Below are 14097 nucleotides of genomic sequence, written 5' to 3'. Positions count from 1 at the left end.
AGCGCATCAGACCACCGATTTCACCACCGGGAAAGTGCAAGCAGCGCCGCTTCGGGGAAGGGTGACCCGATGCGCCACGACCGGAACCGCAGCATCCTGCTGCCGATCCTCGCCCTGGCGCTGGTCGCCGTCGTGGGCGTGCTCCTCGGCAACCCGAGGGTGATGCAGGAGCGCATCGACGACCTCACGGCCCCCGAACCCCATCGCCTGGACGCACCGGTGCGGGTGCGCGCCCACGGGGCGTTCGCGTTCTTCAAGACCCAGGACGGCGATCCCGGCACACCCGTCGCCTGGTCGCCCTGCGAGCCGGTGCCCTACGAGGTCAACCCGGCGGGTGCCCCGCCGAACTGGCAGCTCGTCGTGGGCGCGGCCGTGCGCACGATGCAGCGCGCCACGGGGCTCCGCTTCCGCTACGACGGCACGACCGACGAGCGCGACGCCGACCGCACCCAGAGCGGCCCGCTCCCGGTGCTGGTCGAGTGGTCGGACGCGAGCGCCACCCCGGACCTCGCCGGCTCGGTCGCCGGCCTGGGCGGCAGCTCGTGGACCCAGGCGCCCGGGGACCGCGCCTGGTTCACCCGGGGCAGCGTGGTGCTCGACTCCGACGCGTTCGACGACCTGCGCGACACCCCCGATGGCCGGGTCGAGATGCGGGCCATCGTCGTGCACGAGCTCGGTCACGTCGTCGGCCTCGCCCACGTCGACGACCCCCGCGAGCTGATGTACGGCGGCACGCTCCAGCGGCGCACGCTGGGGCCGGGCGACCGCGAGGGACTCGCCCGGCTCGGCGCGGTGACCTGCTGAGCCGCCGCGGCGTTTTACCCTGGTGACGTGCTTCCCCGCTTCCCCACGGCGGCACGGTCGGCACGCCTGATCGCGGCCGCTCTCGCCGTCAGCCTGCCCCTCTCTGCTGCCGCCACCGGTCTCCCGGCGCGCGACGGCGCTGCGCAGCTCGCGCCCGGTCGACACCAGGGCACCGGCCACGAGGGACGGGTCTCCTCCGACCGCAGCGAGGGATCGCCCGCTCCGCGCATCGCTCCTGGCGATCAGACGCCGACGACGCGTTCGGGTGTCAGCCGTGCACGGGTGGCGCCCGGCGTCGTGTACCGGTCGTGGACCCAGACCGATGCCCGCGGGCCGATCCGCGCGCACCTGCTCTCGGTCGACCTCGACGTCAGGGGCGTCGGTCTCGACGTCGTGAACCCCGGCCACGTAGCCGCGGTGGACACCGTGCCCGACCTGGTGCGCTCCCGGGCGTTCGCCGTCGGCGGCGTCAACGGCGACTTCTACGACATCGGCAAGACCGGCGCCCCGCTGGGCGTGAGCCGCTCCCCCGTGCGTGGCCTCTTCAACGCCCGCCGCAGCGGCTGGAACAACGCCTTCTACGTCACGCGCAAGGGGCGCGTCGAGTTCGGCCAGCTGCCACTGCGCGGGCATCTCGTCGGGCACCCGAAGGCGAAGGTCACCAACGTCAACTCCCATTTCGTGCTGCCGGGCGGCATCGGTGTCTACACGCCTCGCTGGGGTCGCGCGCCGGGCTACGACGCGGTGCAGCAGCAACGACAGCGGGTGCGGTTCCTCGACGTCGTGAACGGCCGGATCGTCGCCAATCGGGCCCAGCCCTTCGCGGGGCGGGCCATCCGCGGCATGGTGTTGGTCGGCCGTGGCCCCGGCGCCACACAGCTGCGTCGGCTCGGCAAGGGCCGGGTCGCCGCGACCTACCACCTGCCGGGTCGGCCGCGCCTGGTCATCACCGGCAGCGTCCTGCTCATCGACGACGGCGTCGTTAAGGCCGTCGACGACTCCACGCTGGCCCCACGCACCGCGGTCGGCATCGATCGCGACACCCACCAGCTGCTGATCCTCGTCGTCGACGGACGCTCGGAGAAGAGCCGCGGCTACACGATGGTCGAGCTCGCGTCGATGATGCAGACGCTCGGCGCCGACGAGGCACTCAATCTCGACGGCGGGGGCTCGAGCACCATGGTGCGCAAGCGGGACGACGCGCTGCGCGTCGCCAACACGCCGTCCGACGGGTTCCTGCGCCGCGTGGCCAACGCCCTGGTCGTGACCTACCGCAAGCCCTGAACGTCAGCTCAGAGCACGACGAGCGCGACGCTGGTGAGCGCGGTGATGCAGTCGATGTTCGGTGCCTCGGTGGGCGCCACGAACCGCACGGCCGAGTTCTTGCCGGTGCCGCCGTCGATCTCGATGCTCGGTGCGGTCTCGCACCCGACCCGCACCACCTGCGCGTAGAGGTGGCGGCCCTCGGGCACCTGCATCGCCTGCGCCGCCTGCCTCACCTGCTGCCGCACCGGAGCGGGCAGGGCCTTGCTCCAGCCTCGAAGGTCGGCGGGATCGGTCACGTCGAGGGCCTGGTCACCCACGGTTCCGGCTCCCGGGGCCGAGACGATCTTCTGGGCCACGACGTCGACGTCGACGATGGTCGGGCTGGAGGGACCGTCCGCCTCGTCCTCACCGCACGCGGTGGCCGTGGCGAAAATGGCGAGCAGCAGGGCCGTCAGCAGGATCCGAGTCCGAGATGTGGTCATGGTCATGGGACGCCCCACCCTGCCAGCCGGTTCCGCGCCATGGGTGCGAGGGTGAGGCGTGGCCCGCACGACCTTCACCCGCGCCGAGCTCGAGTCCTACCGCGACGCCGAGGTGCCCGACCTGTTGCCCGCGCCGGACCGGCCGCTGCGGCTGCTCTTCGTCGGCATCAACCCCGGGCTGTGGACCGCCGCCACCCGCACGCACTTCGCGCACCCCGGCAACCGCTTCTACCCCGCCCTCCTGCTCGGGGGCGTGATCGACGAGCCCGTCGATGCCGCGGACGGCATGACGGACGCCGACCGCGCCCGGTTCACCGCCGCCGGCCTCGGCATCACCAACCTCGCGCCGCGGGCCACCGCGAAGGCCTCCGAGCTCTCGGCGCCTGAGCTCGCCGAGGGTGGACGACGCCTGCTCGCCCTCGTGCGCGAGCGCCGGCCCGCGGTGGTCGCGGTCGCCGGGGTCACCGCCTACCGGCAGGCGTTCGGCGTGCCGAAGGCACGGCAGGGGCGTCAGAGCGACGGTCCCGAGGGATGGCCGGCGGAGTCCGAGCTGTGGGTCGTGCCCAACCCCAGCGGCCTCAACGCCCACGAGACGACCGCGACCCTCGCCGCAGCCTACGTCGAGGTGGCCCACGCCGCCGGACTGATCGGCCCCTGACCCTCCGCCGGTAGTCGACCAGCGAGCCGGCGCGCAGCGCTGACGCACCGCTGGTCGAGCCGTGAGGAGCACCAGCCACGAGCCCGTCGTCCGGTGGTTGAGCCGTGAGGCCGTCCACGGCCGAGCGCGTCGAAACCCCACACCGCGCTGACGCACCGGTGGTTGAGCCGTGAGGAGCGCCAGCGACGAGCGCGTCGAAACCGAGCGACACCGCCGGTGGTTGAGCCGTGAGGAGCGCCAGCGACGAGCGCGTCGAAACCGAGCGACACCGCCGCTGGTCGAGCCGCGAGGAGCACCAGCCACGAGCCCGTCGTCCGGTGGTTGAGCCGTGAGGCCGTCCACGGCCGAGCGCGTCGTCCGGTGGTTGAGCCGTGAGGCCGTCCACGGCCGAGCGCGTCGAAACCCCGCACGGCGCTGACGCACCGGTGGTTGAGCCGTGAGGCCGTCCACGGCCGAGCGCGTCGAAACCCCGCGCGGCGCTGGCGCACCGGTGGTTGAGCCGTGAGGAGCGCCAGCGACGAGCGCGTCGAAACCGAGCGACACCGCCGGTGGTTGAGCCGTGAGGAGCGCCAGCGACGAGCGCGTCGAAACCGAGCGACACCGCCGGTGGTTGAGCCGTGAGGAGCGCCAGCGACGAGCGCGTCGAAACCCCACACCGCGCTGACGCACCGGTGGTCGAGCCGTGAGGAGCACCAGCCACGAGCCCGTCGTCCGGTGGTTGAGCCGTGAGGCCGTCCACGGCCGAGCGCGTCGAAACCCCACACCGCGCTGACGCACCGGTGGTTGAGCCGTGAGGAGCGCCAGCGACGAGCGCGTCGAAACCCCGCAACGGGCAAGGCAACATCTCCTCCACAGTTCACCGCCAGACCTTCAGATAGAACTGGTGTTCGACTAGAATCGGGTCATGACGCCGTCTTCCGCACCCCAGCCCTCAGGGCTGCTGGCATGTGCGGTGTCGGCGCAACGCGAAGCCCAGGCCGCCGAGGTGCGGATGTGGGAGGCAGCCGCTGACTGGTGCACCGCCCACGCCGAGGGCCACGTGCCGGACTGTGTGGCCGGTGGTCCGCTGGGTGTGGTGACCGATGAGCTGCTGGCCGCGTATGACGTCGAGGGTGGTGACCGGCTCATCGGGGCCGGTGGCCCGGGGACGCCGCTGGTGGCGGAGTTCGCGATCATCGAGCTCGCCACCGCCCTGGGGCGATCGGATGCTTCTGGTCGGGCGTTCGTGGGTGTGGTGATGGAGACCCGGTTCCGCCTCCCACTGCTGTGGGAGGCCATGACATCGGGGCGGGTGGCTCCGTGGCGGGTACGCCGCATCGCCGAAGAGACGATGAAGGTCGGTGCCGATGCTGCCGCCTTTGTAGACCGGATGATCGCACCCATCGCACACAAGACCGGCCTGCGTGCCCTGGACGGTCTCGTCGCGGACGCGATCGCCCGCTACGAACCCGAAACGCACGAGGCCGAGATCACCGACGCCCACGCGACCAAGCACGTCACGATCGAGCTCGACCAGCCCGGCCGATCGACTACCCCGGGTGCCATCTGCGCGTTCGACGGCCTCGTCCGCCTCGACGGACTCCTCGACCGGGCCGATGCCGAAGACCTCGACCACGCCCTCCGCCACCTCGCCGCCGAGCAGTCCGCGCTCGGCTCACCCCTGGACCTCGGCGAACGACGTGCCGCCGCCCTGGGTCAACTCGCCCGGAACCAGACGATGTTCGACCTCGCTGGTCAGGTGAGCGGTGGTGTGGTTTCGACGCGCTCGGCCGTGGACGGCCTCACGGCTCAACCACCAGGCTTGCCGGTGGTTTCGACGCGCTCGGCCGTGAACGGCCTCACGGCTCAACCACCAGCCCCGCCGGTGGTTTCGACGCGCTCGGCCGTGAACGGCCTCACGGCTCAACCACCAGGCTCACCGGTGGTGGACGGCCTCACGGCTCAACCACCAGCCTCGCCGGTGGTTGAGCCGCCGGATGCCGAAGGCGAAGGCGTGTCGAAACCACCCCAACCCACCACGCTCCCCACCACGCTCCCCACCACGGTCCCCGCCATCGTGCCCGCCCGCCAACTCGTCCTCCACGTGCACCTCTCCAGCGAAGCCATCACTGGCACCGGCACACCTGGCATCGACCCCGCCACCGGTGCCCTGGGCCTCCACCTCGCCCGTGTCTGTACCGCCACCGGTGCACACCGCGCGACGGTGACCAACGCCCAGGTCGCGACCTGGGCCGGCAACCCCGACACCCAGGTCATCGTCAAGCCCGTCGTCGACCTCACCGAGACCGTCGCGGTGGATGCCTACGAGATCCCCGACCGCATCGCCTACCGAGTCAAGGAACAACGCCAGACCTGCGCCTTCCCCTTCTGTCAACGATCAGCCCTGCGCGTCGACCTCGACCACATCGACGAATACGTCCCCATGACCGAAGGCGGGCCGCCCGGCCAGACCTCCACCGACACCCTCGCGCCGCTGTGCCGCACCCACCACCGCGCCAAGACCCACCCCAGCCCCAGCCACCAACCAAGCCGATCAGAGAAACGCTGGCGCTACCGCCGCATCCGCCCCGGCACCTACCTCTGGACCAGCCCCCACGGCCGGCACTTCCTCGTCGACCCCGACGGCACCGAACACCTCACCTGATTCAGCCTGCGCTTCGCGAGGAACGCGCGCCAGGTTCCCGCGCCTTCGGGACGGGGATGCGATGCTGCGTCGCGTGACTGGCCCCAAGCCGCGGAGCGCAAGCCTTCCGACGGCTCAGGTGGGCACTGTCGTTCTGTGGTTCGTGCTGGCCTCGGTGCCCGGGTCGCTCGCCCGGGTTCCCGATGCCCTGGTGGAGGTGCTGATCCCGATGGCGATGACCGTTCTGTGCGGCGTGGGCATCCTCACTCTGGCCCGGGCGCGGCGCAGCAACCCGGCGTTGGTGGCCGGAACGGTTCTGTGTGCCACGTGCCTCCTGATCGCAGCAGCGCTTGTCGTCCTGGTGCCGACGTCGCTGCCGAATTTCTGAGGCCGACCAATGCCGGCATCTGCCGCGTTCCGCGCGGCGTAGGGTCGGGCCGCGAGTCGGTCTATCAGGTCACCGCGGTGCGACATGCCTCGCCTGGCTTGACCACCGGTCAGCCCAGGCTCACCCACCCGCCGGAAAGGGCTGATCCTTGCCGAGCACGGTGAGGCCGTCGGCGACGACGAATCCGCGGGCGGCGTCGGCGGCGGGGTCGACGCCGACGATGGCACCGGGCGGGACGACCACGCCCTTGTCGAGGATGCAGCGGCGCACGACAGCACCGGCGCCCACGCTCACGCCGTCCATCAGCACCGAGCCGGTGACCTCGGCACCGCTGTCGACGCGCACCGAGGGCGAGAGCACCGACCGCGACACGCGACCACCGGCGACCACGACACCCGGCGAGAGCAGCACCTCGTCGGTGCTCGCTCGGGTGCCGTCGGCGCCCTGCACGAGCTTGGCCGGCGGCTGCGGGCCGTAGCTGGTGTAGATCGGCCACTCGTCGTTGTAGAGGTTGAAGACCGGCAGCGGCGAGACCAGGTCGAGGTGTGCTGCGTAGTAGGAGCCGAGGGTTCCGACGTCGCGCCAGTAGCCGCGGTCGCGGTCGGTGGCCCCGGGCACCTGGTTGTCCTTGTAGTCGTAGACGCCGGCCTGGGAGCGGCGCACGAAGGCGGGCACGATGTCGCCGCCCATGTCGTGGCCCGAGCCGTCGGTGTCGGCGTCACGGGTGACCGCCTCGACCAGGGCGTCGGCGTCGAAGACGTAGTTGCCCATCGAGGCCAGCACCTCGCCCGGGCTGTCGGGCAGCCCGGTGGGGTTCGTCGGCTTCTCGAGGAACTGCCGGATGCGCGTGGGCTCCTCGGCGTCGACCTCGATGACGCCGAACTGGTCGGCCAGGCCGATCGGCTGCCGGATGGCCGCGACGGTGCAGGCCGCGCCCGACTCGACGTGCTGGTCGACCATCTGCGCGAAGTCCATGCGGTAGACGTGGTCGGCGCCGACGACCACGACGATGTCGGGGCGCTCGTCGCGGATCAGGTTGAGCGACTGGTAGATCGCGTCGCCCGACCCGAGATACCAGTGCTTCCCGACGCGCTGCTGCGCCGGCACGGGAGCCACGTAGTTGCCGAGCAGCGTGCTCATCCGCCAGGTCTGGGTGACGTGCCGGTCGAGGCTGTGCGACTTGTACTGGGTGAGCACCACGACGCGCAGGTAGCCGGAGTTGACGACGTTGGAGAGCGCGAAGTCGATGAGCCGGTAGATACCGCCGAACGGCACCGCGGGCTTGGCACGATCGGCCGTGAGCGGCATCAGCCGCTTGCCCTCACCCCCCGCCAGCACGATCGCGAGCACCTTCTGTCGGGCGGCACGGGCAGTCTGGCTCATAGGGACCACCGTATCGAGCCGCGTGGCCGGCGTCACAGCGCCGAGCGGTAGCGTGAGCGGCGTGCGCGTCGACGTCCTCAGCAAGGAGTACCCACCCGAGATCTACGGCGGAGCCGGCGTGCACGTCGCCGAGCTCGTGCGGGCACTGCGCGCCCGCGACGACCTCACCACCCACGTGCACGCGTTCGGCGCCCCGCGCACGGAGCAGCTCACCACCTCACACGCCGACCTCCCCGATCTCGCCGGCGCGAACGGCGCGCTTCGCACGCTCGGCGTCGACCTGACCCTCGCCGAGGCGTGCGCGGGGGCCGACCTCGTGCACAGCCACACCTGGTACGCCGCCATGGGTGGCCACCTCGCCTCGCTGCTGCACGGCGTCCCGCACGTGGTCACCGCCCACTCCCTGGAGCCGTTGCGGCCCTGGAAGGCCGAGCAGTTGGGCGGCGGCTACCGCGTGTCGTCGTGGTGCGAGCAGACGGCCTACGAGGCCGCCGCGGCCGTCATCGCCGTCTCGGCCGCCATGCGCGACGATGTACTGCGCTGCTACCCGGCCATCGATCCCGACCGCGTGCACACCGTGCACAACGGCATCGACACCGAGGTCTGGTCACCCCGCGCCGACCCCGACGCGTGCCGCCGTCTCGGCGTCGACCCCGACCGGCCCTCGGTGGTGTTCGTCGGCCGGATCACCCGCCAGAAGGGGCTGCCGCTCTTCCTGCGCGCGTGTGCCTCGCTGCCGCCCGACGTGCAGATCGTGCTGTGCGCAGGCGCACCCGATACGCCGCAGATCCTGGCCGAGGTCGAGAGCCTCGTCGCAGGGCTGCGACGCGAGCGCGACGGCGTCGTCTGGATCCCCGAGATGCTCCCGCGCGCCGACGTCGTGGCGCTGCTGACCCAGGCCACCGTCTTCGCCTGCCCGTCGGTCTACGAGCCGCTCGGCATCGTGAACCTCGAGGCCATGGCGTGCGAGACGGCCGTGGTCGCCACCGCCACGGGAGGCATCCCCGAGGTCGTCGTCACCGACGGGCCCGACGCCACCGGGCTGCTGGTGCCGATCGAGCAGGCGGACGACGGCACGGGCACGCCGCTGGACCCCGAACGCTACGTGGCCGACTTCGCCGAGGCGCTCGACGCCGCCCTCGCCGACCCCGACCGGGCGGCCGCCCTGGGTCGAGCCGGCCGCGCTCGTGCGATCGAGTCGTTCTCGTGGAGCGCGATCGCCGAGCGGACGGTGGAGCTCTACGAGCGCGTGACGCCCTGAGACTCCCAGTAGCGGTTGAGCGCGCCGTTGGTCTTCACGAACCACACGAGGGGGCCGACGAGGATGAAGATGCCGGGGAAGTACCAGAGTCCGGTGATCGCGCTGACCGGGGGCTGCTCGCCCCGGCGCTTGTACATCTCACCGATCTCGTGGGCGGTCAGGTACGGCATGCAGATACCCACCAGGAACGTGAGCAGGAGGGCCAGCCCGCCCCCGATGCCCTGACCGGTGTGCACCTTCATCTCCTCGTGCACCTGGAAGAAGTAGACGTATTGGTAGATGCCGAACGTCACGACGGCCAGGAGGATGGAGACGCCGGTACCGCGGATCTTCCCGGTCGGTCCGACGGGCACCATCGCGCCGGCAGAGGCCGAGGCGACGGGGGGCTTGGAGTAGTCGGACACGGGGGCTCCTCGAGTTCGGGGACAACAGGGTAGGTCGCGCGGGCACCCACTTACCCGCATCGACCGACCCGAAACAAATCCGGTCGTCCTCCTTCAGCCGGGCGAGGAGATGCCGAATCTTTCAAGTGTCAGCAGCCGCCACACCCCCCGAGGTAGTCCGTCGTGCCAGGTAAGTACAAGCCGCAGCGCTACCCGGCCACACCGAAGCTCAACGGGCGGCATCGGCAGATCGCGAGCCGATTCACCTACGGCATCACCCAGCCGGTCGTGGCCTCGGTCAAGCAGGCAGGTGGCGGACTGCCGTGGGCTCGGCAGCAGATCGCCCACGCCTACTCCGACGTCGCGGGCGACCTCGCGAAGTCCGACTGGTGGCCGAGCCAGCACGACGACGCCCAACAGGTCTGGAAGAACCAGACGTCGGGCATGCGCGGCTCGTGGGAGGTCATGTGGGACTACTCCCGCCGGCTCATGATCCGACGCATGCTCTCGGAGAACCAGCTGCTCGAGATCATGACCGAGTTCTGGGAGGGCCACCTCCACGTGGCCTGCAACAGCGACCCCCAGTCGTTCTGGCGTGTGTCGTATGGCGACGTGATCCGCAAGCACGCGCTCGGACGCTTCGACGAGATGCTCAAGGAGGCTGCCCTCCACCCGGCGATGCTGCTCTACCTCGACGCCGGCGTCTCGACCAAGGCCCACCCCAACGAGAACCTCGGCCGCGAACTGCTCGAGCTGCACACGGTCGGGGTCGGCCACTACACCGAGGACGACGTCAAGAACGCCTCGCGGATCCTCACCGGCTACAAGATCGACATGTGGAACACGTGGGCGTTCAAGTACTCGCCCGATGACCACTGGACCGGCGCGGTGCAGGTCGGCGACTTCTCCGACCCGAACAGCAACGCCGACGGCCAGCAGGTCGCGCTCGACATGATCCACTACCTGGCCCATCGCCCCGAGACCGCCCAGCGGATCGCCCTCAAGCTCTGCTACAAGTTCGTCGGCGACGACCCCTCCGACGAGCTCGTCAACACGCTGGCTCAGACCTACCTGGCCAACGACACCGACATCGTGCCCGTCATCCTCCGGCTGCTGCGCTCGCGCGAGTTCAACCGTTCGCGCGACAACAAGCTGCGCGACCCGGCCGAGGATCTCGTCGCCGCCTGGCGTGCGATCGGCGCGACGATGGCGGCGCCGTCGACCGACGCCGACGCCGCCAACGACATGATCTGGCAGGTGGGGGCGATCGGCCTGATGCCGATGGCGTGGCCCACCCCCGACGGCCAGCCCCTCACCAACGGCGCCTGGGCCTCACCACGCCGCGCCATGGCGTCGATGCAGTCGCACTGGAACCTCGCGGGCGGCTGGTGGCCGACCTCGGGTGTCACCTACAAGCCTCGGGCAAGCTGGGCACCCGAGCCGAGCGACGCCGTCGAGGGCCCCATCACCTTCGGCCAGCTGGTCGACCACATGGCTCGCCTGGTCCACGGCAAGCCGTCGACCCAGTCCGTGCTCAAGGCGTGCTCCAAGGCCGCCCAGGTGCCGCCGGACGAGAAGATCACCACCGGCCACCGTGCCGTCGGCTCCCGGCTGCCGTACGTGCTGGCCACCCTCCTCGACCACCCGACGTTCTACTCACGGTAGGTGCCATGACCTCGCCCATCCCCTCCCCTGCCACTCCCGACTGCTGCGCGGAGTTCGCGCGCGCCACCGGCGTCTCTCGGCGCGGCTTCCTCCAGGGCGTCGGAGCTGCCGGCCTGAGCTACGCCGTCGGCTCCGCGGTGGTCACCGTCGCCGGAGCGTCGTCGGCTGCCGCCGACGGCGTTGGCGGCAACGGCGTCCTGGTCGTGCTCTCGATGCGAGGCGCCGCCGACGGGCTCTCCCTGGTGGTGCCCCACGGCGACCCCATCTACTACAAGGCGCGTCCGACGATCGCCATCCCCTCGGAGAAGCTGCTGGCCAAGGACGCCTTCTTCGGCCTGCACCCAGCGCTCGCGCCGCTCGTGCCGATGTGGAGTGCCGGGACGATGGCCGCCGTGCACGCCACCGGGATGCAGGTGCCGAACCGGTCGCACTTCGCCGCCATGGAAGTCGTCGAGGACGCCGACCCCGGGTCCTCCGAGCGCGTGGGCTGGCTGAACCGGTTGATCGGCGAGTTGCCCGGCGAATCACCTCTCCAGGGCCTGGCGCTGGGTGCGGAGGCACCGACGTCGATGTTCGGCCCCCAGCCGACCATGGGTTTCGCCTCCCTCGACAAGGCAGTGATCGCGGGGGCCGACAGCCAGACCGACCCCAACGACCCGCGGATGAAGTCGATGGCCGCCATGTGGCGGCGCACCCGGTCGCCGCTGAAGGAGTCGGTGCAGTCCTCGATGGCGGCGGTGGGTCAGCTCACGGCGGTGCGCAAGAGCGCCGACACCTCTGCCAGCTACCCGAACTCCGACCTCGGCAAGGCGCTGTCGTCGATCGCGCGCACCCTGCGAGGCAACGTGGGCGTCTCGGTGGTCACCGTCGACCAGGGCGACTGGGACATGCACAGCAGTCTGGGCACGCTCCAGTGGGGCCGGATGATCGACAACGCCGACGACTTCGCGAAGTCCGTCGCGGCCTTCTTCAACGACCTCGGGCCGCTCGCCGACCAGGTCACGCTCGTGACCCTCTCCGAGTTCGGTCGCCGTGTCGTGGAGAACTCCAACGCCGGCCTGGACCACGGTTGGGGCAACGTGATGTTCCTCTTCGGCGCCGGCGTCAAGGGCGGCTACTTCGGCAACTGGCCCGGCCTCTCGAACACGCTCGACGCCGATCTCACCGTCACCACCGACTACCGCTCGGTGCTGGCCGAGGTCGTGGAGCGACGCACCGGCGCCTCCGCGGCGAAGGTGTTCCCGGGAGGCCCTTCGGCGCGCGTCGGGGCCATGCGCACGACCTGACGCCGTCGTCACCTCCGGGCCCGTCCACGTCAGCCCTCAGAGATGTCTCGGCAGGTCTGACCCGACCCTGGTCGCCGAGCCGTCAGCCGAGCCCGGGCTCGGCCAGTCCGCGCGGCGTCAGCGCCCACACGCCGGGCTGCGGCGCGAGCAGGAGGCCGTCGTCGGCCAGTTCCTTGCGGGCGAACCGCGCGGCGGTCCGCCAGCGCACCTCGCCGGTCGGCCCGGTCTCGCGGTCACCGGGCAGCAGGTGGTCGGCGAGCCGCTCCTCGAGCGTGGCGAGCACGTCGTCGGAGGCCTGCTCCCCACCCGCCTCCTGGAGCACGGTGACGATCCAGGGCTTGAAGTCGGCCTGGGCGGTGCGCCGCCGGGCCGGCCTGCGCACGGTCGAGGCCGAGCCCGACGAGGGAGCGGCGGTGCGCCGCCGCACGGGGGTCGCCTTGGCCGGCGTGGTCCGCGCTGTGCGGGCAGCCGGCGCCGGGGGTGGCGTCGCCATGCCGTGCACGCACGTGGCACGCGGGAGGTCGCAGAGATCGCAGTATTGGTCGCCGGGCTCCTCACTCACACCCGCGAACGTACCCCCGTGGCGCGCTCGAGCAGCACGAGGGTCTCGAAGTGCTCGGTCTGCGGGAACATGTCGAGCACCCGCGCCCGGCGCGGCACCAGCGACGGCATCGCCGCCACGTCACGCGCCAACGACTCGATGTCGCAGCTGGAGTACAGCACCGCCGGCACGCTGGACCGCTCCAGCCACTCGGCGAGGTCGGGGCCGATGCCGCGTCGCGGCGGGTTGACGACGACGAGATCGGGCAACGGCTCCCCCGCCGACCCGGCCGCGGCGGCCCACGTGGTCGCATCGGCCGCCTCGAACCGCACCCCCACCAGGTGTTGGGACTCCGCCGCCTCGCGAGCGCCGCGCACGGCCTCCTCGCTCACTTCGACGCCGACGATCTGTCGCGGCTCGAAGCCGTCCTCGTCCGGCTCGTCCGGCTCGTCCGGCTCGTCCGGCTCGTCCAGTTCCTCGGGATCGTCAGGATCGGCGAACTCGGCGAGGTGCAAGGCGAAGCCACCGGCGCCGCTGTACAGATCCCAGACCCGGGCTGGGGCGAGCTCGTCGACCCAGGTGGCCGCCTGGGTGTAGAGCTCGGCGGCGACGCCCGAGTTGGTCTGGAAGAACGACTGCGGCCGCAACTGGAGCACCAGGGCGTCGTCGCCCTCACCCACGCGCATGGGCAGCGTCCTGCGCGAGGTGAGCACGATCTCCTCGGGCCCCTCCAGCACCGCCTTGTGCTCGGGCTGGAGATTGATCGAGGCGACCGCGATGGGCAGCCGGTCACGCAACCAGCGCAGGTTCTTGCGCAACCGGCTCACCGCCTCCTGCGAGCGGAGCACCCAGCGCACCATGAGCTCGCCGTCCGGCGACACGGTCACGAGGACGTGCTTGAGCTCACCGGCGCGCGACGGCACGTCGTAGGGCTCGAGCCGCGCTCGCTTGATGTGCTCGGCGAGCACGGGGATCGCGTCGTGCAGCGCCGCCTCGTGGATGCCGCAGTGCCTCAGGTCGATACCCTGGCCCTCCCGGTCGAGGATGCCCAAGGTCGGCTCGGTGGCGCTTCCGCCGACCACGAGCTTGGCCTTGTTGCGATACCCCTCGGGGGCGCTGGTGGCAGGGGCGGACCACGCGATCTGACCGCGCTGCCCCAGGGCGACCCGAGCGCGCTGGAGCTTGGCGGAGAGCTGGTGTCCGTACTTCTGACCCATCCAGGTGCAGGAGCGGCACTCGGCGGCGTCGAAGTAGCTGCATCTCATGGCGGGCTCAGCCTACGGGGCGCCGCCCTCACGGGTGTGCTGGTGCGCAGGCTCGGTGTCTACCGTCTGGAAGGGCACTCGGTCCACAACCC

At 71.2% G+C, this 14097-nt stretch carries 13 protein-coding genes; 8 read left to right on the top strand and 5 right to left on the bottom strand.

Going from position 1 to position 14097, the window contains the following annotated elements:
• Positions 1-69 precede the first annotated feature (69 nt).
• Entirely contained in the window at positions 70-804 is a 735-nt protein-coding gene (locus ISG29_RS08400; RefSeq protein ID WP_194502975.1) for a matrixin family metalloprotease, read from the top strand.
• Between the two features lie 27 nt (positions 805-831).
• Positions 832-2088 (top strand): phosphodiester glycosidase family protein, encoded by a 1257-nt coding sequence (locus ISG29_RS20770; RefSeq protein ID WP_194502974.1) that lies wholly within the window; start codon positions 832-834, stop codon positions 2086-2088.
• Positions 2089-2096: 8 nt separating this feature from the next.
• Here ISG29_RS20770 and ISG29_RS08390 read toward each other — a convergent pair whose 3' ends face one another.
• Positions 2097-2558: a hypothetical protein gene (locus ISG29_RS08390; RefSeq protein ID WP_194502973.1), complete on the bottom strand. Its 462-nt coding sequence runs from the start codon at positions 2556-2558 to the stop codon at positions 2097-2099.
• 52 nt (positions 2559-2610) lie between these two features.
• Here ISG29_RS08390 and ISG29_RS08385 point away from each other — a divergent pair, with 52 nt between their 5' ends.
• From ISG29_RS08385 to ISG29_RS08375, 3 genes are all read left to right on the top strand, one after another.
• On the top strand, positions 2611-3210 hold the full coding sequence (locus ISG29_RS08385) for a mismatch-specific DNA-glycosylase (RefSeq protein WP_194502972.1): 600 nt from the start codon (positions 2611-2613) through the stop codon (positions 3208-3210).
• A gap of 904 nt (positions 3211-4114) precedes the next feature.
• Entirely contained in the window at positions 4115-5854 is a 1740-nt protein-coding gene (locus ISG29_RS08380; RefSeq protein WP_194502971.1) for an HNH endonuclease signature motif containing protein, read from the top strand.
• 73 nt (positions 5855-5927) lie between these two features.
• Positions 5928-6221, top strand: a complete 294-nt coding sequence (locus ISG29_RS08375) for a hypothetical protein (protein ID WP_194502970.1) — start codon at positions 5928-5930, stop codon at positions 6219-6221.
• A gap of 120 nt (positions 6222-6341) precedes the next feature.
• Here ISG29_RS08375 and glgC read toward each other — a convergent pair whose 3' ends face one another.
• The gene (glgC, locus tag ISG29_RS08370; protein ID WP_194502969.1) at positions 6342-7604 is read right to left on the bottom strand and encodes a glucose-1-phosphate adenylyltransferase; all 1263 of its coding nucleotides are present in this window, start codon (positions 7602-7604) and stop codon (positions 6342-6344) included.
• A 61-nt stretch (positions 7605-7665) separates the two neighbouring features.
• Here glgC and glgA point away from each other — a divergent pair, with 61 nt between their 5' ends.
• Entirely contained in the window at positions 7666-8865 is a 1200-nt protein-coding gene (gene glgA, locus ISG29_RS08365) for a glycogen synthase (RefSeq protein ID WP_194502968.1), read from the top strand.
• Here glgA and ISG29_RS08360 read toward each other — a convergent pair.
• Complete coding sequence (locus ISG29_RS08360) at positions 8844-9269, bottom strand: DUF4234 domain-containing protein (RefSeq protein WP_207792902.1); 426 nt, start codon at positions 9267-9269, stop codon at positions 8844-8846. The two genes, glgA and ISG29_RS08360, sit on opposite strands and share 22 nt — an antisense overlap.
• A gap of 162 nt (positions 9270-9431) precedes the next feature.
• Here ISG29_RS08360 and ISG29_RS08355 point away from each other — a divergent pair, with 162 nt between their 5' ends.
• Positions 9432-10913, top strand: coding sequence for a DUF1800 domain-containing protein (locus ISG29_RS08355; protein WP_194502967.1), 1482 nt, complete (start codon positions 9432-9434; stop codon positions 10911-10913).
• 5 nt (positions 10914-10918) lie between these two features.
• Positions 10919-12199 carry a DUF1501 domain-containing protein gene (locus ISG29_RS08350; protein ID WP_194502966.1) on the top strand — a complete coding sequence of 427 codons (1281 nt, stop codon included), beginning with the start codon at positions 10919-10921 and terminating at the stop codon, positions 12197-12199.
• Positions 12200-12281: 82 nt separating this feature from the next.
• Here ISG29_RS08350 and ISG29_RS08345 read toward each other — a convergent pair whose 3' ends face one another.
• Both ISG29_RS08345 and ISG29_RS08340 read right to left on the bottom strand, forming a co-directional pair.
• On the bottom strand, positions 12282-12761 hold the full coding sequence (locus ISG29_RS08345; RefSeq protein ID WP_194502965.1) for a winged helix-turn-helix domain-containing protein: 480 nt from the start codon (positions 12759-12761) through the stop codon (positions 12282-12284).
• A complete protein-coding gene (locus ISG29_RS08340; RefSeq protein WP_194502964.1) occupies positions 12758-14005 on the bottom strand; it encodes a methyltransferase domain-containing protein in 1248 nt (415 codons plus the stop codon). Before ISG29_RS08340 ends, ISG29_RS08345 begins: the two co-directional genes overlap by 4 nt.
• Between the last annotated feature and the right edge of the window lie 92 nt (positions 14006-14097).

Origin of the sequence: Nocardioides acrostichi, assembly GCF_015319165.1 — a bacterium.
Lineage (GTDB): Bacteria > Actinomycetota > Actinomycetes > Propionibacteriales > Nocardioidaceae > Nocardioides > Nocardioides acrostichi.
The sequence above is the reverse complement of the archived record's forward strand: the minus strand, read 5'-3'. Positions and strand labels throughout refer to the sequence as shown.